A 21,331-nucleotide genomic window follows, 5' to 3' on the forward strand; every position below is an offset into this window, starting at 1 on the left:
GCAGGGTCGCCTTTGAGCATGACCTGTCTGTGCTGCGCTCGGCGAGAATTGCTGACTGATGTCAAATTACAATCCCTGTATGCCCCCGATTCTTAACGCACAGGGCGCTTCAAAGCGTTTCGGCGCTGTGCCCCTATTTCAGGACATCAACTTCACAGTCTCTGACGGTGATCGCATCGGCCTCATTGGCCCGAACGGCGCAGGCAAATCAACCCTCTTAGCGATTCTTGCCGGCGAGCAGGAGTCTGACTCTGGCGAGGTCGCGGTCCGCAAGCGAGCCAGCATAGCTTACGTGAAGCAGGAGTCGACCTTCGCGTCCGGGCTGAGGGTACGCGACGTTCTGGAGAGCGCTCTCGCTCGGGCCGGAGTCGCCGAGAGGGATCGCGAAGGCCAACTGCGGGAGACCGCCGGCCGGACCGGCTTTCCCGACCTTGCCACTGAAGCGGCAACCCTCTCCGGCGGCTGGCGCAAACGACTCGCGATCGCTGAAGCCATCGTGAGCCACCCTGACGTCCTGCTGCTCGATGAACCGACCAACCACCTGGATCTGGCAGGTATTCAATGGTTAGAGGAGCTTCTGAACCAGTCGGATTTTGCATGCGTGATGGTCAGCCACGATCGATATTTTCTGGAGAATGTCGCCACCGAAATCGTCGAGCTCAACCGCGTCTACGCCGAAGGCCTGCTGCGAGTGAAGGGAAGCTATTCGAAGTTTCTTGAGGGCCGAGCTGCGTACCTGGACGCGCAGTCGCGGCTGCAGGAATCGCTTCGAAACCGCGTCCGAGTGGAGTTGGAGTGGCTGCGCCGCGGGCCGAAAGCACGAGCCACCAAAGCGAAGGCGCGCATCGACAACGCTCACGAACTGATTGCGCAGTTGCAGAATGTCGAATCACGATCTCAGACGTCCACGGCAGGCATCGAGTTCGCTGCCACAGATCGAAAGACGAAGCGCCTGGTCGAGCTTGAGAATGTCTCGCTCAGCTTCAGTGAAAAAACGATCGTAGAGGACCTCACGTTTCTGGTCACGAACGGTACGCGCGTCGGACTCGTCGGTCCGAACGGCAGTGGGAAGACCACCATCCTGCGATTGCTCACAGGAGAGCTTGCTCCAACCTCAGGCTCGATCTCGCAGGCTGCAGCCCTTCGCATCGTTTACTTTTCGCAGATGCGGGAACTCCCCGAAGGCGTAACGCTTCGTCGAGCACTCGCACCTGACTCCGATTCGGTTATTTACCAGGGAGGTGTTGTCCATGTCGCCAGCTACGCAAGCAAGTTCCTCTTCACGAGCGAGCAACTGAACCAGCCAGTGGACCGGCTCAGCGGCGGCGAGCGCGCTCGCGTGCTGATCGCGCGTCTGATGCTTGAGCCGGCCGACCTGCTGCTGCTCGATGAGCCTACGAATGATCTCGATATCGCAACACTCGAGATACTTGAAGACAGTCTGCTCGAGTACCCGGGTGCACTGGTGCTGGTCACCCATGACCGATTTATGCTGGATCGCGTCTCAACCGTAGTGTTGGGGCTTGATGGCCGCGGTCACACTGAGCGCTTCGCAGATTACACGCAGTGGGAGCGCAGGATGGAGGAGCAGGAGACCGCGAACCGAGCTACTGCGCAGTCCGAAGCCAAGCCGCAATCCGAGACGAAGTCTCAGGCAGAAGCTTCGCAACCAGCAAAGAAGAAGCTCTCCTATCTGGAGGCCCGCGAGTTCGCGACCATCGAAGATCGGATCGAAGAGGCTGAACTGCAACTTGCGGCCGCGCGTTCTAGAGTCGAGGATCCGGCAATCGCAAGTGACGCTGCTGCGCTCACCAAGGCCCTTGCCGAACTGGAACAAGCAAAGGCGACCGTCGACAGCCTCGTAGAGCGCTGGGCAGAACTTACCGCGCAGGCCGGCTAGTCTACTTAATGAGAGAAATATGTGGTTCTGTACGGAGAGTTCAAGGCTGCAACTTGGAAGGATTTCGTCGATGATGGGACTTCGGATATTACAATCTTTCTGGCGAGAGTCCTGATAAGGATGAATAAACGTGCACTTGCATTGATCATTATTTGTCTCACTGCTATGCCGGTGCTGATGTTTGCGCAAACCGATGAGATCCAGGTCTACGACGGAGAGATCGCCCCGCCGGGGATATTCAATCTCATGATTCACAACAACTTCACGCCCAAAGGGCGGACAGTTCCCGACTATCCCGGAGCGATCATCGCTAACCATTCCTATCAAGTCACTGCCGAATGGGCGTATGGTGTTACGCCATGGTTCGAGCAGGGACTTTATATGCCCGTAACATCTCCCTATTCTTCGAACTATGGCTCGACGATCAACGGCTTCAAGATTCGCGAACTATTCACGCGGCCAGAAGCTCATGATCACATCTTCTTCTACGCTGCCAATTTCGAGTTCAGCGTCAATCACAGCTACTGGGAGTCGAGAACTATTACCTCCGAGATCCGGCCGATCGTTGGGCTGCACCTGCACCCGTGGGATTTCATCTATAACCCGATTGTGGACACGGACTATACGGGAGGGCTTGGAAACCTGCAGTACAACCCCTCGGGTCGGGTGGCTTACAATTTCAACGATAGATGGGCCGTTGCCGCGGAAGAGTATGACGGATTTGGCCCACTGCATGGATTCTTGCCAGTTTCAAAGCAATTTCATGAAGTCTGGGCAACCATGGACTACTCCGGTAGCAAGTTTCTAGGTCTATCGGTTGAAGCCGGTGTCGGACATGGCGTGACTGGGGCTTCAGATAAGTGGACACTTAAGTTGATGTTGTCACGCAATCTAAATGTCCACCCCTGGCGTCCCTGAAAAGTTAGGAAGCTGGACCGACGGTTTCAGTCTTCCCGGAATTCAATATCCCAGGTACTCGGCACAGTGGCTGGGGTAGAGATCCAAGTATGAACCGATTTGGAAGGTGCCAATTCGCTCCTGAGAGTTTTACCTTACGAAACAAGCTTGCGCCCTCTAGTGCGCACCTAGAGTGCTTGTTCAGGAGTAACCGGCGCACGTCTAAGAGTAGCGCGGCTCAATAAAATCCTGTTTTTGCTGAGAATTGTTCCAATTTAAATTTAGCGGGCACTCCCAAAGAACAATGTAAAAAATGAAACGCATCTTATGGGAGAAATTAGGCGCGTCAGCTATATTGACGCGCCTTTGTACTGCACATTAAAAGGGTCGTGGAATTTATAAAACCACCGTGCTAAGCCTTCTGGCCATTGATAAAGCAGAACGCTGAACGCTTAGGAGAGCCCTGTGCTTGCAAAACGAAGTCGGCTAGCATCCTTCACGATCGCCTGGATTTTCATTCTGCTGATAAGCGCGACGATCAGCCATGCTCAAGTGAGTTACACGACGACGTGGGTAGGCAACACGTATTCGACTATCCCCACCTACGTGGGGAACGCCATGCGCTCTATGTGGGTGGCGCCGGAGGGCGTTATCTACACCGCGTCCATGTGGGACGAGAGCCAGGGAAGCATTAACGTCTACCAGAATGGCCATAAGATAAACACCATCGGCGCGCATGGCGAGGAACAGGGCGGAGCGATCAGCGGCGATGCGACCGATCTCTTCTCCGCGCTGCAATTCAATACCACTCTTGGCGGCAGCGGCTTCATCGCCCGATACAACCGGAGCACCGGTGTACGGGACCTGACATGGTCGGCGAGTTCGGACAAGACTGAGCGGCGCGCAGACGTCATCACAGGGATTGCCGATACTGGCACGCTCGTTTATGTCAGCGACCATCCGGACAACCTGGTGCGTTGCTACACGACCGCTGGCGTGTGGCAATCGGACTGGAGCCTCACGGATCCCGGCGCGATCGCGGTCGACGGATCGGGGAACATCTGGGTCGCGCAGATGAGCGAGGGCACGATCCAGGAGTTCGCACCGACGGGAACCATGCTGAGCACCATCAGTATGGGTTCCAGCGCGCGGCCTTCCGCGATGTACTACGACAGCGTCAATAACCAGTTGATGGTCGGCGATCAGGGGCCGAACATGAACATTCAAATATACGGAAATCTGTCGACCACTCCGTCCGTGGTGGGCACCTTCGGCGTGCAGGGTGGATATCTGGACTCGACTACGGGTAGTAAGGGACAGACAGGAAGCCAGCGCTTCACGCGTATCGTCGGCATCGGGAAGGACGCCTCCGGAAACCTGTACGTCCTCAACAATCCTTGGGGAGGAACATGGGATCTGGGACGTAACGGCAAGACCGACCTTCACGCCTACAACAGCTCCGGCGTGCTGCAGTACACGCTGCAGGCGCTGAACTTCGAAGGCGATGCTGCCTTCGATCCCGGCACGGATGGAGCTTACCTCTACAGCGGTCAGGACGTTTACAACTACACCGGTACCGGTGGGGCAGGATACGTCGGCAACAGCGTTGATGCGCTCGACAATCCGACAGACCCACGCCTGGATATAACCAGCCAGAGCCGCGGGTTCGACTTCGGCCTGATGGCAGACGTCAACGGTCATCGCATCCTCGCGGCCGCGGGCCAGAACTCCGATGCATTTCTCTTCTCCTACTTTCCCACCAACCAGTACGTATCGGTTCCTTTTGGCTCTCTGCCGGGCCAGGCCACTTCTCCGGCAGGTTATACCTACGCCAACTACTTCAATACGACAGCCCGTATCAGGAACGGATTTTGCCTCGACACGAACGGGGACATCTGGGTGGGGCTCGACAAGACCAACGCGATCACCCATTACCCGCTGACCGGATTCGACGCCAACGGCATGCCGATCTGGGGACCGCCGACGACCACTCCGACGCCCTCGACCATCGCCCCCCTGGGCGGCATCGAGTACATTCCATCCACCGACACGATGGTCCTGATGAACGCGAACGGCACCGATTGGACTTCACTGGGCGGCCGGGTCGAGGTGTACCACGGCTGGAAGGCGGGCCACACCACCAATCCCGACCTGGTCATCAACCTGAAGACCGCGCAGAACCCCAAGGGGCGGACGGCTGCAGGCAATTATCTGTTCATCTCGTATGTCCACACCGTGCCCGATATCGACGCCTACAACTTAACGACCGGCGCCGATGATCTCACGATGACCAGCGCCGATCCGAACGTTGCCGTGGGCAATGACGTGGACTCGATGTACGGCATTCGGGCGTATCAGACGAGCAACGGCGACTATCTGATCAGCAAGGACAATTACAACGAGAACTCGATCGTCATTCACAGGATGACTGTCGTGCCGACGCCTGACTTCAAGGTCTCGGCTTCTCCGAGTTCGCAGACGGCGGCGCCAGGCAATAGCGCAGCTTACACAACAACCATCGGTGCGCTGAACGGGTTCACCGACACCGTGAACCTCAGTGTGACCGGCTTGCCTACCGGCGCGACAGCAGCCTTCAGCCCCGCGTCCATCACTACCTCCGGAAGCTCGACGCTGACGGTCTCGACAGCGACGACCACTCCTCCAGGCACGTATCCGTTGACGGTCACGGGCACCACCAGCACTCTGTCACGCACGGCGACGGTGACGCTGGTCGTTCCTGGACCGCCTGACTTCAACACCTCGGCAAGTCCGAGTTCGCAGACGGTAACGCAGGGCAACAGCACCACCTACACTGCGTCGATCAGTCCTCTGAGCGGCTTCACCGGCACGGTGGCCTTCAGCGTGAGCGGGTTGCCCGCCGGCGCGACGGCAAGTTTCACCCCCGCGTCGATCACCGCTTCCGGAAACTCAACACTGGCGGTCTCGACAGCATCGACCACGCCAACAGGCACCTACACGCTGACGATCACAGGCACCGACGGCACGTTGTCGCACTCCGCCACCGTTACGCTGGTTGTGGCAACGCCTGACTTCAGCATCTCGGCTGCGCCGAGTTCGCAGACAGCGGCTCCAGGCAACAGCGCGACCTTCACCACAACCATCGGTGCACTGAACGGCTTCACCGGCACGGTGAACCTTAGTGTGACCGGCTTGCCTACCGGCGCGACGGCAAGCTTCACCCCTGCGTCGGTCTCCACCTCCGGAAGCTCGACGCTAACGGTTTCGACAGCGACGAGGACGCCAACAGGCGCCTACACGCTGACGATTCTGGGCACCGATGGCAGCCTGTCGCACTCGGCGACTGCCACTCTGGTAGTCAATGCAAATGCAGGCGGCCTGCCGACGGGCTGGACGGATCTGGATGTTGGGGGCGTGATCCTTGCCGGCAGCGCCAGTTACAGCAACGGCACGTTCACGGTGAACGGCGCCGGAACCAGCATCGGCGGCACAGCCGATCAGTTCAACTACGCGTATCAGGCGGTCGCGAGCACGGACTACACGATCACGGCCCGGGTAGTCAGCTTGACCGATACCAACAGCGGCGCGCAGGCAGGCGTGATGATCCGCGAGACGCTCGCTGCAGGTTCGACGATGGCGGACATCAACCTCACACCTGCGAACGGCGTCACCTGGGTCTATCGCTCAACCACCGGCGCAGGCGGAAGCAGAAGCCCCGGATTTGTGGCTCCCTATTGGGTCCGCGTCGTGCGCAGCGGCAACACCTTCATCAGTTACTACTCCCCGGATGGCGTGAACTGGACCCAGCAAGGCACAGTCACGATATCGATGGCGAGTAATGCCTACATCGGATTGGTGGTCAGCAGCCGGGCCGCCTCCGAGTTGGCCACAGGCACATTCGATAATGTGTCTATCACGACACCGGAGAAACAGTCTCTGACGATCACTCCTCAGTCGGCGACGACAACCTACGGCAACGCGACCACGACGCTGACGGCAACCGCCGCCTTTAGCGGCAGCACTCCTCCGAGCGGATCGTTGATCCTCCAGGTGGGCAGTGGCAGCCAGATGGCGGGTGTTTGTACCGTGAGCGGTAACACGGAGACGTGCACGGCCGACTACCCAACGGCCAGTCTCGCGGCTGGCACGAGCACCATCACGGTCACGTATGCGGGAGATACCAATTACGCACCAGCCTCGGCTTCTGCAACGTTGACGGTGAACGAAGCGGGGAATGTTCAACTCGTGACGACCACGGCGCTCACCTTACAAAACGACGGCAGCTATCAGGCGACGGTGACGGTAAGCAACACTGGAGGCATCGCCGCACAGGACGTCGCGCTCACGGGCGTGTCCGTGGGCAGTGCGAGTGGCACGCCGGTGCCCCAGTCACTAGGCAACATCGCTCCCGGCGCGCACGTCACCAGTGTCGTAAGCGTTCCAGCCAGTGCAGGCGCTCCCGGCAGTGCTGCCATCGCGAAGGTCACTGGCACTTACACAGGCGGAACCTTCGGTGGGAGCAGCCGCACGACGCTGCCCTGACTTCGAACTTACTAACCGCAAGAATTTACGGAGAACACATGAAGAAGTCCATCCTCGCAATTGCTCTCGCTCTGGTCACGGCAGCGTTGTCGATGCCAGCAGCTTATGCCGACACCATCAACCTCACCATCAATGACCCTTCGCAATCGGTAGGAACGGCCGGAGGGACGCTCTACTACGATGCCACCGTTACGGCGCCCAGCACAAATTCCGCACTGGTTTATTTGAATGGCGATAGCTACTCGCTGGCTGGAGCTTTGATGCTCGATGACTCGCCGTTTCTATTAAACTTTCCTCTGGACCTGGCTCCAGGGCAAAGCTATACGGGTAACTTGTTCGCGGTCATGGTTCCTGCGGATTCATCCATCGGCCTCTACGATGGATCGTTTCAGATCCTGGGCGGTTCTACCGACAGCGATGACCCGGTGCTGAGTAGCGCCAACTTTATCACTGCGGTGTCCCCGGAACCGGCAAGTCTGTTCCTCTTCGGGACTGGTTTGATCGGAGCGTTCGCCTTGTACCGCCGGATGCGACTGAGCGACGCCGGAACTCTGTCCGAAGATATCTGAATCCTCGGGACGGTTGCGATACAACAAAGACAACACAACTCTGCAGGAATGCCAATGTCATTCCTGCGCACCAAGAAAGTGCCGCGCGCACCGTAGAATGTCACGTCGGCTGAAGAAATTCGTTGGAGATGTATGCGGCGTATCCTGGCAACCCTTGTGACCATTGGTATTCTGTCTTTTCCGTCCGCTCTTCGGGCTTGCAGCATCGACTCGCCGCCATCTTCCCCGGCCAAGGCCATCTCGATACCATATGAAGCAACGCGAGATGGTCTGGTCACGCTGGTGATTGAAGATCAGCATGGAAACCGGATCAGGAATCTGGTTGCCGATTATCCCGTCCACAAGGGACATAACACCATCCCCTGGGACGGAAGCTCCCTCAAGGGCGTCGCCGCTCCTGGTCGCTATCATGTTCGCGGCCTTTTCCATCAGCGCATTGTTCCGCGCCTCCAATACTCCATCTACTCTCCTGGCGCACCTCCATGGCCCACCGCCGACGGCACTGGCGCATGGCTCGCCGATCATACCCCGCCAGCTTCCGTACTTTTCCTACCTGAAGGCAGCCCATGGCCCACGCACTCGACCGCGCCGCAGATTCTGCTTGGGGCTCAAGCCGCCGAGGCCGGTCATGCTCTGATGTGGACCGACCTAAACGGCCGCAAGCTCGATGGAATTAAGATTCGCGGCTGGAATGGCGGCATTGCGCTTGCGCGTGACATTGGTCATCACGGCAACCCTGACCATATCGCCTACACCGTCTATGTCGTCAATCCGAGCCGCGACTTCGGCAAGACCGACCCCGGTGCGCTTCAGGTCTTCGCGATCACGAAGACTGGTCTCACACCGATGGCGAAAGTTGTCAGCGGTATTCAGACGCACGATGCTTTCCGCGAGCTCGTCGGCCTTTCTGCCTACAACGGACTGCTTCTGCTTTCGAGCCCTGCCGGCAACGAAATCGTCGCATTTGATGTTCGCGGCGGCGCACAGGATCCTTTCGCGAAGATTAAGCTCCCTCATGTTGGAGCACTCGCCTTCGAGCCGGACGGTCATCTGCTGGTCGCAACCGGACGCGCCATCACGCGGTTCACCGTCGTCAATAACTGGCACACACTCTCGCTCGCCAATCCTGAAGTGGTCATTCCTGCTTCGGCCCTTCAGGCCCCCAAACAGATCATCGAATCCGACAGCGAGATCTATGTCACTGACTGGGGTTCCTGCCACCAGGTCAAGGTCTTCTCGGCGACTACCGGTAAGGAGTTACGCGTTATAGGGCATCCGGGCGGTCCGCAGATCGGAGCCTACGATGAGCAGCGCATGGCGCATCCACTCGGCATGACCATCGATTCGAACGGAGTTCTATGGGTTGCAGAAGAGGACTATCTTCCCAAACGCATCAGCCGCTGGGATGCCAGGACCGGCCGCTTCCTCAACGCATGGTATGGTCCCACGCAGTACGGCGGCGGAGGTTTCGCCGACCCGCACGATCTCTATCGCGCGTACTATCCCTCGATTGGGAACCCCGGCAGCATGGGGTTGCTCGAGTTTCGCGTTGATCCTGCGACTGGCAATTCGCGCCTCACTGCTGTGCGCTATCGCTTCCCCGATCCGCTCAACGACCTCATCAGTTACGGCGGCTATTCGACTAAGCCCATCTTCTTTCCTAACGACATGATTCCCGCGGGCTCGCACGGTGGTATCACGCCCGCGCAAACCTTCTATAGCAACGGTCATCAGTACTTCACTGATTCCTACAACACCTATTGGTATAACCAGACCACCGTCACCACGCTCTGGATACTCGAAGATGGCGTCTGCCGTCCCATCGCCAGCGCGGGCTGGGTTGGTGCGAAGGGAAGTGCATATCACTGGGCTGCGCTTGATCGGCCGGAGATCCAGCGACGCATCCCTGCCGGCAATCCCGATCAGACATTCTTCATCTGGACTGATCGCAATCACGATCACGCGGTGCAACCTGATGAAGTCGAGTTTGTCCGCCCTGCCGTTCCTGGCTCTGCAGGAGTTGTCTTTCAGCCTGATCTCTCCGTGATCAGTGGCGGACCATATCATCTGCCAACGGCCTCGGTCGATACCGCGGGCGTTCCTTCCTACGACCTGAAAAAGCTCACTCTTGTCTCGCATACACCTGCCACAGGAGATGTCGCACTCAGCCCTGACGGATGGTTCCTCGCAGGCATGAGTGGATACAAGGATGGTCACCTGCGCTGGACAATGGCCACGCACTCCTCCTCCGTTCCACCTGCCGGCCCGGGCGACATTCAGGATCCGAAGCGTATGCTCGGCTATCCTGTGCGCCCGGCGCGCGGAGCGGCGGGTTATCTTGTCGCTCGCTACTCCTACATGGGTCAGATCTACGTCTACACCGTCGATGGCCTGCTGGTCACCACGCTCGGCGGCGACACGCGCCTCGCGCCTTTCTGGCCCTATCCAAAGCAAACGCTCGGCATGGAGATCACCAACCTCAGCTTCGACGCCGAGCAGTTCTGGCCCTTCATGTTCAGCGAAGACGACGGCAACGTCTACCTCTCCGTCGGCAAGTGGCACACCTCCATCGTGCGGCTCGATGGCCTCGACTCCATCCAGCGCGTCGATCTCGGCAACATCACTGTCAGTAGGTCGCAGCTCGCGCAGGCGGCGCCGCTTCGCGCGCAATCGCTCTCGCTCGAAAAACGAAAGGACGAGGTCAAGGTCCATCGGTTCACTGCAATCCCGGCCGCCTCCGAAGCCTGGTCGGAAAATGACTGGGCGGCGATCGATAAGAGCTCCTCTTTCCAGCTTGGCACCGACGGGAAAAATCTTATTGTCGCCTATCGCACCAGCCATCCCGACCTGCTGCGCAACTCCGCGGCAGAGTTTCCTTTCGCGTTCACGCAGGGCGGCGGCCTCGACCTGATGCTGCGCTCCACCGGCCCCAGCGACGACCGCCATGCCACCATCGGCGATGAGCGCCTCTTTGTCACGCGCCGCAATGGTAAGCTGCTCGCTGTGCTCTATCACCAGAAGGCCGCCATGCCCGGCAACCGCGTCACTTTCTCCTCTCCCGTCGGCGAGGTGGTCTTCGATGATGTCCAGGATGTCAGCGACCGCGTCACGCTCTCAGCCGACGGCAGCTTCTACCAGTTGACGGTCCCGCTGTCCCTGCTCGGTCTCGATCCATCGCCCGGCAGGCAATACCGCGGCGATGTCGGCTTCGTGCTCAGCGATGGAACGCGTGCACAGGCCCGTGTTTATTGGCATAATAAGGCCGATGCCATGACCGCCGACGTTCCCAGCGAAGCCAACCTCAACCCCGGCCAGTGGGGCCTGTTCCACTTCTGAGTGTCGCGGATGATTCAGCCTCACATTCGCCGCCTCGCCGCAACGCAAGACATCTGCGGTGAAGGCTGCGTCTGGCATCCGCAGCAGAACGCCGTCTACTGGACAGATATCAACCGCCGCCTGCTCCATCGTTGCCTGCTCGCGAGCGGCAGCATCGAAAGCTGGGCCTTCGACCAGCCTGTTACCGCAGTGGCGCTCACGACGGACCAAAATCTGCTCGCGCTTATCCTTGGCGGACGCATCGTCCTCTGGGACTCCCGCACCCACCAGGAGACAGATATCCTCTTCCGCCTGCCCGGCTGGCCTGCCCTCCGCTGCAACGACGCTCGCGTCGACCCCGCTGGCGTCCTCTGGTTCGGCACCATGCAGAACAATGTGCAGCCCGACGGCTCAACCGCACAGGTCACCGCATGGGAGGGCGCGCTCTACTCGCTCGCCTCCGGCAGTGAAGCAAAGCAATGGCAAAGCGGCTTCGGAATAGTCAACACACTCGCCTGGTCGCCCAACTGCGAGACCATGTACTTTGGCGACACCCTCGCAAACTGCCTCTATCGCGGCAGCTTCGATCCCGTCCGCAGCCTCCTTGCGAATCGAGAGGTCTTCTTCGCTGATTTCCCGCGCGGACTTCCCGATGGTTCCTCGATCGACGCTGAAGGCTATCTCTGGAACTGTCGTTTCGGCGGTGCATGCATCGTTCGCATTGCGCCCGACGGCTCCATCGCCGGGATCATCGAGACGCCAGTGCGCAACCCTACCACCTGCGCCTTTGCTGCAAGCGATGCCTCGACTCTTCTCTTCACCTCTGCTGCCGATGCCGCCCAGCCCAACGAACTCGAAGGCTCTCTCTTCTCTTTCGAAACCAGCGTGCGCGGCACATTCAGTACACCGCTTCGGCTATAAACGCACCGCAAGCTGTGCCAGCAGCCCGCCATCGGCACGATAGGAAGCCCCCGTGATAAAGGAGGCCTTGTCGCTCAGCAGAAACGCAATAAGGTTAGCAATCTCGTCTGCATGCGCCACGCGCCCCAGCGGATGGTTCTCTCCCCACTGCTGCAGCTTCTGTTCAAGCCCGTCCGCTCCCCCAAATTTCTCCGCGGACGAGCGCACCATCGGCGTATCCACTGTTCCCGGCAGCACTGCATTCACGCGGATATTATCTTTCGCGTGATCCACCGCCATCGCGCGCGTCAACGCCTCCAGCGTTCCTTTGCTCGCCGCATACGCCGCCACGCCCTCCTGGCAGGCCAGCGCCTGCACGGACGACACTAAAACAATCGCACCGCCTTTGCGCATCTGAGGAATCGCCGAGCGGCAAGCCAGAAACGCACCGCGCGCATTGATCGACTGCACCAGGTCGTACTCCTCTACTGGCGTCTCCACTACAGACCCATAGTGTTGAATGCCTGTGCTGTAGATTAGCCAGTCCAGCGGAGCAAGCTCTGTCGCATAACGTACCGCTGCGCACACCTGCTCCGCCTCGCGCACATCGCAGTCGATGTAGCGTGCCGCATGATTGTGCTCTGCGGGCCTGCGCACGTCGGCAATCGTCACCGTTGCCCCGCGGTCCATCATCGTCCGGGCTGTTGCCCATCCAATACCCGAACCTCCACCGAAGACCAAGGCATTCTTGTTCAGGGAATTCTGCATTCCTGCTCAACTTTCGTCATCCATCGTTCAGCCATAGTAAAGGCCCCGCGCAACTCCGCCAGGCCACGCAAACGTCCCACCGCCGGATACCCTGGCGCCGCACCGCGTTCACGGTCGTTCAAAAGCTCCTGTCCATGATCCGCACGAAATGGCAGAGTGCGCTCGTCGCCGCCCAACTCGCGCCGGCGCACCTCTCGCATGATTTCGATCGCGATGCCAATCAAATCCGCCTGGCCCTCCAGGTGTGCGACCTCGAAGAATGATTCTATGCCTGCAATTATCTCCGGATCCCGCTCCGTCGAACGCAAGTGCAAAAAACCAATCCGCGGCGCAAACTCCGCAACCATCGCTCGCAAATCGTTGTCTGCGCGAACCCCAAGCGCTCCCGTGCAGAAGGTCAGTGAGTTCGCATCGCCGTCATGCTGCTCCAGAATCCATCGCAGATCATCCGCCGTGCTCACGATCCTCGGCAGCCCTAGCAGCGCACGTGGCGGATCATCCGGATGAATGCACAGCCTTACGCCGCACTCCTCCGCGACCGGGCAGACACGCTCAAGAAACTCCGCCAGCGTCCCGCGCACATCCTCTCGCGAAATCCCTGCATAGCCGCGCAGCATCTCCTCGGTCTGCTTGAGCGTCAGCCGATGATGCCCTCCCGGCAGTCCGGCGAGGATCGTCTCGCACAGTGTCTCCCTCTCGGCCGGTGAGAGGCGTTTGAAGTACGCATGGGCCGAGGCGATCGCATCCTCGCCCCATTCCTCCTCCGCGCTCTTGCGCTTCAGCATGAACAGATCAAACGCGGCAAATGCCGTCGCACTGAAGCGCGTCGTAAAGCCGCCCTTCGGCGCAGGCTCATGCAGATGCGTCCTCATCCAGCTGAACAGCGGCATCCAGTTGTATGCCACTGTTCGTATGCCGCACTGTGCGAGATTGCGAACCGACTGCGCAAAGTTATCCACGTCCCGCTGCCATCCCGGTGCGCGCATCTTGATGCGCTCCGTCACATCAAGGCTCTCGACGACACTCCACTCCAGCTTTGCTGCGCGAACGACATCCTGACGCGCTCGAATCGTCTCAACCGGCCATACTTCACCCGCCGGGATCTCATGCAGCGCGGCTACGATGCCCGTTGCCCCAGTCTCGCGGGCATCTCGCAATGTGACACGGTCCTCGGGCCCGAACCAACGCCAGGTCTGCTCCAGTAACATCCTCACCCTTCCCAGAGCCGCCCATCATCCTGCACTGTAGGGGGCCATCTCTTTGCGCTTTTTGCATGCTATGCAATAACGTACTTATGCGGCCTTCGAGACTCCGAAGAAGATCGTTCTGCAAGCCTCACGATCCTAATTCGGCAAAAGCATTGCAGGAAAGAGCAGTTCCAGCAGTGGACTACTGTTTTGCATCGTGAAACATATTGTGGGCAGTCCTCTCGCACGAGCGACAGAAGTCCGGCAGCCACTACAGTATGCTTCTCTCCGGAGCTGCGCATGGAGGAATAGCCGCATGAAGTCACCCTTGAAGTCCCCACGCAACAACACAGCCGCGAAGCGCGGATACATGGTTCAGTCTGTTGTACGCGCGGTCACCATCCTTAACGCATTCCAGTCCACCTCCGAGGTCCTCGACTTGCGCGTTGTCGCCTCGCGTGCCGGACTTCACAAGGCGACGACCTTCCGCCTGCTTGAAACCCTGGTGGAGACGCACCTGCTCGAGAGGGCAGGGAAGCATGGCTATCGCTGTTGCGTCCAGCCCGCACGCGCCAAGCGTTACCGCATCGGCTATGGCTCACAGACCAGCCTGCTGCCATTCACAGCCACCGTTAGCGATGGCCTTGTCGTCGCAGCCAACGCCGCCAACATTGACCTGCTGGTCCTCAACAACGGCCTCAGTCCGCGCTTTGCGCTACAGAACGCCGACACCTTCGTCTCGGAAAAGGTCGATCTCGTCATCGACTCGCAGATAAATATTGGCGTTGCAGCGCAGATAGCCGTCAAGTTCTCCGAGGCACGGATTCCTTTCATTGCGCTCGATATCCCACATCCAGGCGCCACTTACTTCGGCGCAGATAACTACAAGGCGGGTCGCATGGCAGGACGTCACCTTGCACGATGGGCTGCAAAGGCCTGGAAGAACGGCCCAGAGCAGATCATCCTCCTTGGGGTCGACGCGGCCGGCCCTTTGCTCAATGCCCGGCTCACCGGAGTTCTCGATGGTATCAACGAGGTCAGCGCGTTTAGTCATCGGATCCCCACGCATCATTATGATACGAAAGGCGGCCAGTTCGAAGCCACGCTCGATATCGTCCGGCGCCACATTCGCCGTAGGAAGCCCGAGCGCGCTCTTATCGGAGCTGTAAACGACTCCGCCGCGCTCGCCGCGTTGCAGGCCTTTCGCGAAGCCGGAATCGAACGTTCCTGCGCTATCGCGGGGCAGGACGGCAGCCTCGCCGCCCGCGAAGAGATGCGAAGGACCTCCAGTCGCCTCATTTGTTCTGTTGCCTACTTCCCAGAGACCTATGGCGAACGAATCATCCGTCTGGCTCTCGACATACTCAAGCACAGACCCGTAGCGCCTGCAGTCTTTGTGCAGCACGAGGTGCTCACGCCGCAGAACGTCGACAAGATTTACCCCAATGATGCATGGATGAAATCCGCCCCTGAGACGATCGAGCCGCAGCGAAAGCTTCAATAATACTTAAATTGCGTCTCGTATTGTGGGACGTTATGTGCAAATCGACGGCTACTTTCAGAAACTAGAGCCGCATCTTAGAAAATGTAAAAATTCTCTTATTTTTCTTGAATTTCTACCTGTTTTCCTCAAATGCTCTCTGAGCGACCTGTATTGCATCGTGAGATATGCTCCCGTCTTCGTATTAGCTTGCTCAGGTCATTGACACATGCTTCCGCCAACGAATAGAAACTGCTCATTCGATCAGCCAAAGCTACTCATGGCGCAGTTGTCTTTGAGCTTTCCGGGAGGTTTTATGCAAGTCCATCAACAAAACAAGAGAGCAGCGCGAAATCTCCTGCGGGACTTTCGTCTCCGCTCCGTCGCACACCTGGCGTTCTCCATTTCCTGGCCACTCTTCGGCGTTGCCATAGCCGCCCTTGTCTTCGCCGTCAGCCTCTCCGCGCAGACAGGCCAGGGGGCCATCAACGGTTCGGTGCGCGACAGTTCGGGAGCCGTTATCGTTGGTGCCGAAGTGGATATCGTCAGCCAGGCCACCGGCGTCCGTCAAACCACGGTCACCAACCATAGCGGCCTCTTCCAGGTGCAGTCGCTCAATCCTGGGGCCTACACGGTTGTTGTTCAGAAAAACGGCTTCGAGCGCACGACAACGAAATCGGTCACCGTCTCCGGCGTAGGCTCTACCCCGCTGGACATCGTGCTGTCCCCCGGCGCCGTCACCGCGACCGTTACTGTCAACGCCGATGCGGACCTGCTCACAAAGATTGAGTCCAACGTCACTACCACGGTCGATCATGCCATCGTCGAGAGCCTCCCCTACCCTGAGCGCAGCTCGCTCGAGGCTTCACTGCTCGTGCCCGGCGTCGTCGGAGACCCGCTACAACCCGGTGGCATCTCGACTGAAAATCCCGGCGCCTATACCAGCTATGTCACCCCTGGAGCGGGCATCGTGGTCGGCGGCGCGCCTCCGGGCACAAGCTCCATCGTTGTTGATGGCTCCGACGTCACCCAGCCCAGCCTCGCACGCACCGGCGTCAATCTCTCCGGACGCCTGGTGCAGGAGACCACCGTCATCACCACCGGCCTCTCGGCCAAATACGGCCGCACCGGCGGTGGCGTTATCGTTCAAAGCAGCATGGCAGGAACGAGCAATTTTCACGGCGCGATCACCTACAGCCACACCGACCCCTACTTCAACGCCTTTCCCGACGGTGGCACGATCCGCAGCGCGCTCCATGAAAACTACTACGGTTTCTATGTTGGCGGCCCAATCTGGATCCCCAAGATTTATCCCCACAAAGACAAAACCTTCTTCTACGTCGGTGTAGAGCCGGCCCGCCTGCAGAACACCTTCGGCTTCCGTGGTATCTTTCCAACGCCCGATGAACTTGCCGGCCATCTCCACGACTCTCTCACGATTCTCAACCAGAGCATTCTGAAGAGCTCCGGCTATGCGGCGGCGCTCGCAGCTCCACGAGTCAGCTGCCCTGCCACAGGCCCTTGCGCCGGTTCCATTTATTACCAGTCCCCGGTCGACGCCAACGGTTTCCCTGACGGTCCGTCCAGTCCATCGCAGATCCGTGCCATCGCCAATGACGATGTCTCTGCGCAGCTCGCGCAAAATAAATTCGCGCAGTTCGTGCTATCGCAGTTCCCGACGCCGACGAATCCTGGCCCGTACATCAAGTTCGATAATGCTCAGGCTACGCCCCAGAACGACGGCACCAATGCAACCTACAAGCGCGGCGTTCTCAACACCGACAACCGTTACTCCATCCGTATCGATCAGCAGTTCAACAATAACAATCAGATGTTTGTTCGCTACACCGTCGTCCCGGTCAGTGCGGCGCGATTCTTCGCTGTCGCAGCCTCCAATCCGCTGACCATTGTCCCCACCGACTCGGCTAACACACATGACGTAGCACTCGGCTACACGCACGTCTTCTCCAGCAACATCGTCAACGGCTTCCACTACTCATTCATGCGCGTCAACCAGCAGCGCCTCGCCCCACCCAGCACACGCTCCAAGGATTACGCTGCGGCATACGGCCTCACACCAGCCTCCTTCGGCTACGGCTTCCCAAGCCTCGGTAACCTGAACGCTAATGGGGTGGGGTACACCATGCAGATGGGCCTCTCTAACGCGGCCATCCAGGTTGACCAGAACTTCATCGCCGGTGACGACATCACCTGGACCCACGGCCAACACCTTTTCCAGTTCGGTGGCGAGACTCGCTGGCTTCAGTCCAACCAGTACGATCTTGGTGGGGCCACCGGCGGCCGCTACAGCTTTTCCGCAGGGCAGACCAATAACGGCTCTGCCGGCGGAGCTCCGCTCGCCACGTTCATCCTCGGTACGATCTCTGCATTCACCAATACTCCTGTTGAGGTGCCCGGCTACTATCGCTGGCGCTTCTACGCCGGCTACTTCCAGGATGACTGGAAGATTCTGCCTAACCTCACCATCAACGCTGGCATGCGCTACGAGCTTGAAACCCCGCGCATGGAGAAGTTCAACAATCAGGCATATGTTAGACAGGGCGTTCCCGGCAACCTCAACGGCCTCGTTACCTCCACCGCCTTCTGCTTCTCTGGAGCCTGCGGCAATCCGAAGACTCTATGGCCCATCAACTACAAAGGCTTCGAGCCTCGCATCGGTTTCTCCTATGCACCCACGTCGAAGACCACCGTGCGCGCGGCATACACGCTCCAGCGTCTTCCGCTCACCGGCTACGAGAACATCCCTGACCCCGACTTCAACGTCGCCTCGCAGGCGGTCGGTAACCAGAATGGCGGCGTCACCCCTAACTCCACCGTCAACTACATCACCAACCCCATCGGCCCGCTGACCTCGGCCTACACCGCGCTCAATGGCAACCGCGGACCCATCCTCTACTCCACCGGTCTCGCTCCGGTCTATGTGAACCAGACCAACAAGGTTCCTTACACGCAGTCCTGGAACCTTACACTCCAATATCAGCCCGCTGCGCGCACCATTCTGCAGGCCACCTATAACGGCGCCAAGGGAACCAATTTGGTCGGGGCGTTTGGCGGTGGAGGTTTTGCCAGCGCGCTCAACGTCCCCTCGCTCGGCACCATCTCAAACGCCATCCAGACGCATCAGAACCTGGGCGCTTCTGCTCCCAATCCATGGGGCATAACCCAGAACGGGGCACTCCTCTCTGAGACCAACCTGCAACTGCTCAACCCCTATCAGAATTTCTTCAACCAATCGCTCAATGAGATGTATCCGCGCGGCGGAACCATGGAATACAACGGTATGTACCTGAGTGTGAACCAGCGCTTTGGCCGTGGACTCTCAGTGCTTGCCAACTACTCCTGGTCGAAGACGCTCGACAACGGCCCTGACACCAACACCGGCGCGAACGGCGGCGGCTTCGGTTATGTTCTTCCGCAGAATCCGTCCAATCCCAACGGCGAATGGGCGGTGGCCAGCTTCGATCAGGCCAGCCGTCTCAAGATCGGCTACACCTACGATCTCCCCATCGGTTCGCAAGACGGTCTCAACTTCCACAGCCACCTCCTCAATAACCTCCTGGGGAACATCTCCACAGCAGGCATCGCCACCTATGCCGATGGCCTTCCCAACGCAATCATTCTCGGCACTGTGGGCAACTTCGTATCCGTTACACCCAAAGGAACCAACGGCTGCAATCCAAGCGGAACCAACCAGTTCTGCGTAGCAAACGCTTTGCCGACCGGTTATACGCTGCGTCCCAACATCGTTCCGGGCGTTCCTCTGCTCAACAAGAACTGGAAGAAGAACGCGCTCAACTCTGGATTTACTCCCTTCCTCAATCCCGCCGCCTTTGGCTGCACGGTCAACTCCCAAGGTATCGCGACGAGTTGCCCGGCGCCCGGTGCTCCGGGAGCCCCCGCACTTGGCAACGCTCCCCGCACCCTCTCCGGAGCACGTTCGCCGCGCGAGGCGCTATTCGACATGCGCTTTACCAAGGGCTTCAAGCTCGGTGAGCGTTACAACCTCAACATCAACAGCACGTTCATGAACGTCTTCAACCACCCCGTCTACTACGGTGTGAACCACAACCTGCTGAGCTCGACCACGGCATCGACCGCAAATGGTTCTCTGACAAACGTTGCTGCAGGAAGCTTCGGCGAGTTCAACCAGGGACAGACCGCCGGTATGTCCCGTGTCATCCTCGTCGGTGGCGAGTTCACCTTCTAAGTTGTTATCGAGGGGCTCGAACATTCATTCCCGCTCTGACCGCCGGCTCTTCGTATGATAGAGTCGGCGGTCAGAGCGTACTGTAAGAAAACACGCCGGATTGAACAGACACGTCAGGAAACAACACAAATGCGCGGTTGGATCGCTCTACTTCGACGCATTCCTATCAATCGGAACTGGCTCTTCTATCCTTCCACTACTCCTGGTGACACCAGCCCAGACTTCGATGACCGCGCCTTCACCTCCGTCGTCCTGCCTCACGCCGACAAGCGCTTCCCTGGCACAGCTTCGACGGCGCCGACTACGAGTTCGTCCCCACCTACCGCAGCCACTTCTTCGCGGTTGTGGTTCGGCATTATCAATGTCGGTTCTGGTCGAAAGGCCGCGGTTGTTGACTGAGACACTCAAAGTGGGCGAACTAAATCGGCCATGTAGCGGTTGAGCCTATCGAGAAACAGGCGTCGTATCTACTCGAATCGAAGCGGAGTCCCCGTAGATCGCTGCATACACTTGTGATGTATTTTCATCAACTGCAAGCGCATACGGGTGGTTACCTGCCTGATACGTTTCGATGACAACATTCTTTGAACCATCGACAACTGTCACGCTGTTACCATGCACGTTGGCAACATAGATGCGGTTTCTGCGATCATCCGTAATAACCGCCTGCGGATGATCGCCTACCCCAAGCTCTTTCACAGCCCTGGCTGCATCTGTGTCGATCACGCTCAAAGTATGATCTCCATAATTTACTGCATAGAGCCTACGGGTGATTGGGTTGAAGGCCAGTGCGCACGGTATATGTCCCACTGGAATTTTGGCTATCCGCAACGTTTTCTCGTCAAGGCTGAGCACATCGGCGGTTGACGTGTGGGCAAGATACAGGCGAGATGCAGTCGTATCGAAAACCATGCCCCAAATATGCCCTCCGACTAGAACTTTTTGCACTTTTCCAGTTGAGGCATTAACGATTCTGATATTTGGATCCTCATAGGTTGTCAGAAATAGCGTATTGGTCTTCTCATCAATCACGATGCCGTCGGCGCTGCCTGTTTTCATAGTGCTTGCAGCATCCGTTATCCCATCGATCACAGTTAGAATGTGGTCATAGGTATAGGTCACATATACCTGATTCGTTTTCCGGTTGGCGGCAATCGTGTATGGATGAGAACCGCCCCGGATCGTGGCAATGACAACGTCCCGCCTTCCGTCGATCACGCTGATCGAATTGCTATCCGTATTTACGACGTATACCCGATTAAGAGCAGGTAGAACAGCAAGCGCAATTGGGCTTTTGTCTACTGCGACTTTGTTGGTTAGACCTGTGTATTCGTCGGTAACAATCACAGCGTTATGCTCTTCATCGACCGCATAGACCTTATGTGTCGCCGGGTTTATCGCAATGGCTGCGCTAGTGATCAATCGTCCCGAAACATCCGCTGCGGCTGCGTTACTACCCAGCAGACATATGAAGACGGCGCAAAACATCAGAATGCAAGAGAGAGCCGTTGTGCTGCGATGTAATTTGACAGCCTTCATATTGAGGTAGCTTGAGACATCGACTAT

Annotated in this window: 12 protein-coding genes; 9 read left to right on the forward strand and 3 right to left on the reverse strand. The window is 58.5% G+C overall.

The annotated features are described in order from the left end of the window. Positions 1 to 79 precede the first annotated feature (79 nt). The 6 genes from IEX36_RS00540 to IEX36_RS00565 all read left to right on the forward strand — a co-directional run bounded on the left by IEX36_RS00540 (position 80) and on the right by IEX36_RS00565 (position 12,123). Positions 80 to 1,900 (forward strand): ABC-F family ATP-binding cassette domain-containing protein, encoded by a 1,821-nt coding sequence (locus IEX36_RS00540; RefSeq protein WP_188757442.1) that lies wholly within the window; start codon positions 80 to 82, stop codon positions 1,898 to 1,900. 21 nt (positions 1,901 to 1,921) lie between these two features. Continuing rightward, positions 1,922 to 2,818 carry a hypothetical protein gene (locus IEX36_RS00545; protein WP_188757443.1) on the forward strand — a complete coding sequence of 299 codons (897 nt, stop codon included), beginning with the start codon at positions 1,922 to 1,924 and terminating at the stop codon, positions 2,816 to 2,818. Positions 2,819 to 3,262: 444 nt separating this feature from the next. After that, positions 3,263 to 7,318 carry an Ig-like domain repeat protein gene (locus IEX36_RS00550; RefSeq protein ID WP_188757444.1) on the forward strand — a complete coding sequence of 1,352 codons (4,056 nt, stop codon included), beginning with the start codon at positions 3,263 to 3,265 and terminating at the stop codon, positions 7,316 to 7,318. Positions 7,319 to 7,356: 38 nt separating this feature from the next. Further along, on the forward strand, positions 7,357 to 7,887 hold the full coding sequence (locus tag IEX36_RS00555; RefSeq protein ID WP_188757445.1) for a PEP-CTERM sorting domain-containing protein: 531 nt from the start codon (positions 7,357 to 7,359) through the stop codon (positions 7,885 to 7,887). 132 nt (positions 7,888 to 8,019) lie between these two features. Continuing rightward, on the forward strand, positions 8,020 to 11,223 hold the full coding sequence (locus tag IEX36_RS00560; RefSeq protein ID WP_188757446.1) for an NHL repeat-containing protein: 3,204 nt from the start codon (positions 8,020 to 8,022) through the stop codon (positions 11,221 to 11,223). Between the two features lie 9 nt (positions 11,224 to 11,232). After that, a complete protein-coding gene (locus tag IEX36_RS00565; RefSeq protein ID WP_188757447.1) occupies positions 11,233 to 12,123 on the forward strand; it encodes an SMP-30/gluconolactonase/LRE family protein in 891 nt (296 codons plus the stop codon). Here IEX36_RS00565 and IEX36_RS00570 read toward each other — a convergent pair. Further along, positions 12,118 to 12,870 (reverse strand): SDR family NAD(P)-dependent oxidoreductase, encoded by a 753-nt coding sequence (locus IEX36_RS00570; protein ID WP_188757448.1) that lies wholly within the window; start codon positions 12,868 to 12,870, stop codon positions 12,118 to 12,120. The genes IEX36_RS00565 and IEX36_RS00570 overlap by 6 nt on opposite strands. Further along, complete coding sequence (uxuA, locus tag IEX36_RS00575) at positions 12,855 to 14,078, reverse strand: mannonate dehydratase (protein ID WP_188757449.1); 1,224 nt, start codon at positions 14,076 to 14,078, stop codon at positions 12,855 to 12,857. The genes IEX36_RS00570 and uxuA overlap by 16 nt, the downstream gene beginning before the upstream one ends. A gap of 295 nt (positions 14,079 to 14,373) precedes the next feature. Here uxuA and IEX36_RS00580 point away from each other — a divergent pair, with 295 nt between their 5' ends. The 3 genes from IEX36_RS00580 (at position 14,374) to IEX36_RS00590 (ending at position 20,164) form a co-directional block, all read left to right on the forward strand. Next, on the forward strand, positions 14,374 to 15,561 hold the full coding sequence (locus IEX36_RS00580; protein WP_188757450.1) for a substrate-binding domain-containing protein: 1,188 nt from the start codon (positions 14,374 to 14,376) through the stop codon (positions 15,559 to 15,561). Between the two features lie 292 nt (positions 15,562 to 15,853). Then, positions 15,854 to 19,765 carry a TonB-dependent receptor gene (locus tag IEX36_RS00585; protein ID WP_188757451.1) on the forward strand — a complete coding sequence of 1,304 codons (3,912 nt, stop codon included), beginning with the start codon at positions 15,854 to 15,856 and terminating at the stop codon, positions 19,763 to 19,765. A 129-nt stretch (positions 19,766 to 19,894) separates the two neighbouring features. Continuing rightward, positions 19,895 to 20,164 carry a hypothetical protein gene (locus IEX36_RS00590; RefSeq protein WP_188757452.1) on the forward strand — a complete coding sequence of 90 codons (270 nt, stop codon included), beginning with the start codon at positions 19,895 to 19,897 and terminating at the stop codon, positions 20,162 to 20,164. A 45-nt stretch (positions 20,165 to 20,209) separates the two neighbouring features. Here IEX36_RS00590 and IEX36_RS00595 read toward each other — a convergent pair whose 3' ends face one another. Further along, on the reverse strand, positions 20,210 to 21,304 hold the full coding sequence (locus IEX36_RS00595) for a YncE family protein (protein ID WP_188757453.1): 1,095 nt from the start codon (positions 21,302 to 21,304) through the stop codon (positions 20,210 to 20,212). Positions 21,305 to 21,331 lie beyond the last annotated feature (27 nt).

The sequence above is a fragment of the Edaphobacter acidisoli genome, from assembly GCF_014642855.1.
In the GTDB taxonomy this organism is placed as follows: Bacteria; Acidobacteriota; Terriglobia; order Terriglobales; family Acidobacteriaceae; genus Edaphobacter; species Edaphobacter acidisoli.

Excerpts from the sequence above, each read along its gene's own strand:
- IEX36_RS00540 (WP_188757442.1), top strand. The coding sequence starts at position 80 with ATGCCCCCGATTCTTAACGCACAGGGCGCTTCAAAGCGTTTCGGCGCT.
- IEX36_RS00555 (WP_188757445.1), top strand. The coding sequence starts at position 7,357 with ATGAAGAAGTCCATCCTCGCAATTGCTCTCGCTCTGGTCACGGCAGCG.
- IEX36_RS00560 (WP_188757446.1), top strand. The coding sequence starts at position 8,020 with ATGCGGCGTATCCTGGCAACCCTTGTGACCATTGGTATTCTGTCTTTT.
- IEX36_RS00565 (WP_188757447.1), top strand. The coding sequence starts at position 11,233 with ATGATTCAGCCTCACATTCGCCGCCTCGCCGCAACGCAAGACATCTGC.
- IEX36_RS00570 (WP_188757448.1), bottom strand. The coding sequence starts at position 12,870 with ATGCAGAATTCCCTGAACAAGAATGCCTTGGTCTTCGGTGGAGGTTCG.
- uxuA (WP_188757449.1), bottom strand. The coding sequence starts at position 14,078 with ATGTTACTGGAGCAGACCTGGCGTTGGTTCGGGCCCGAGGACCGTGTC.
- IEX36_RS00580 (WP_188757450.1), top strand. The coding sequence starts at position 14,374 with ATGAAGTCACCCTTGAAGTCCCCACGCAACAACACAGCCGCGAAGCGC.
- IEX36_RS00585 (WP_188757451.1), top strand. The coding sequence starts at position 15,854 with ATGCAAGTCCATCAACAAAACAAGAGAGCAGCGCGAAATCTCCTGCGG.
- IEX36_RS00590 (WP_188757452.1), top strand. The coding sequence starts at position 19,895 with ATGCGCGGTTGGATCGCTCTACTTCGACGCATTCCTATCAATCGGAAC.
- IEX36_RS00595 (WP_188757453.1), bottom strand. The coding sequence starts at position 21,304 with ATGAAGGCTGTCAAATTACATCGCAGCACAACGGCTCTCTCTTGCATT.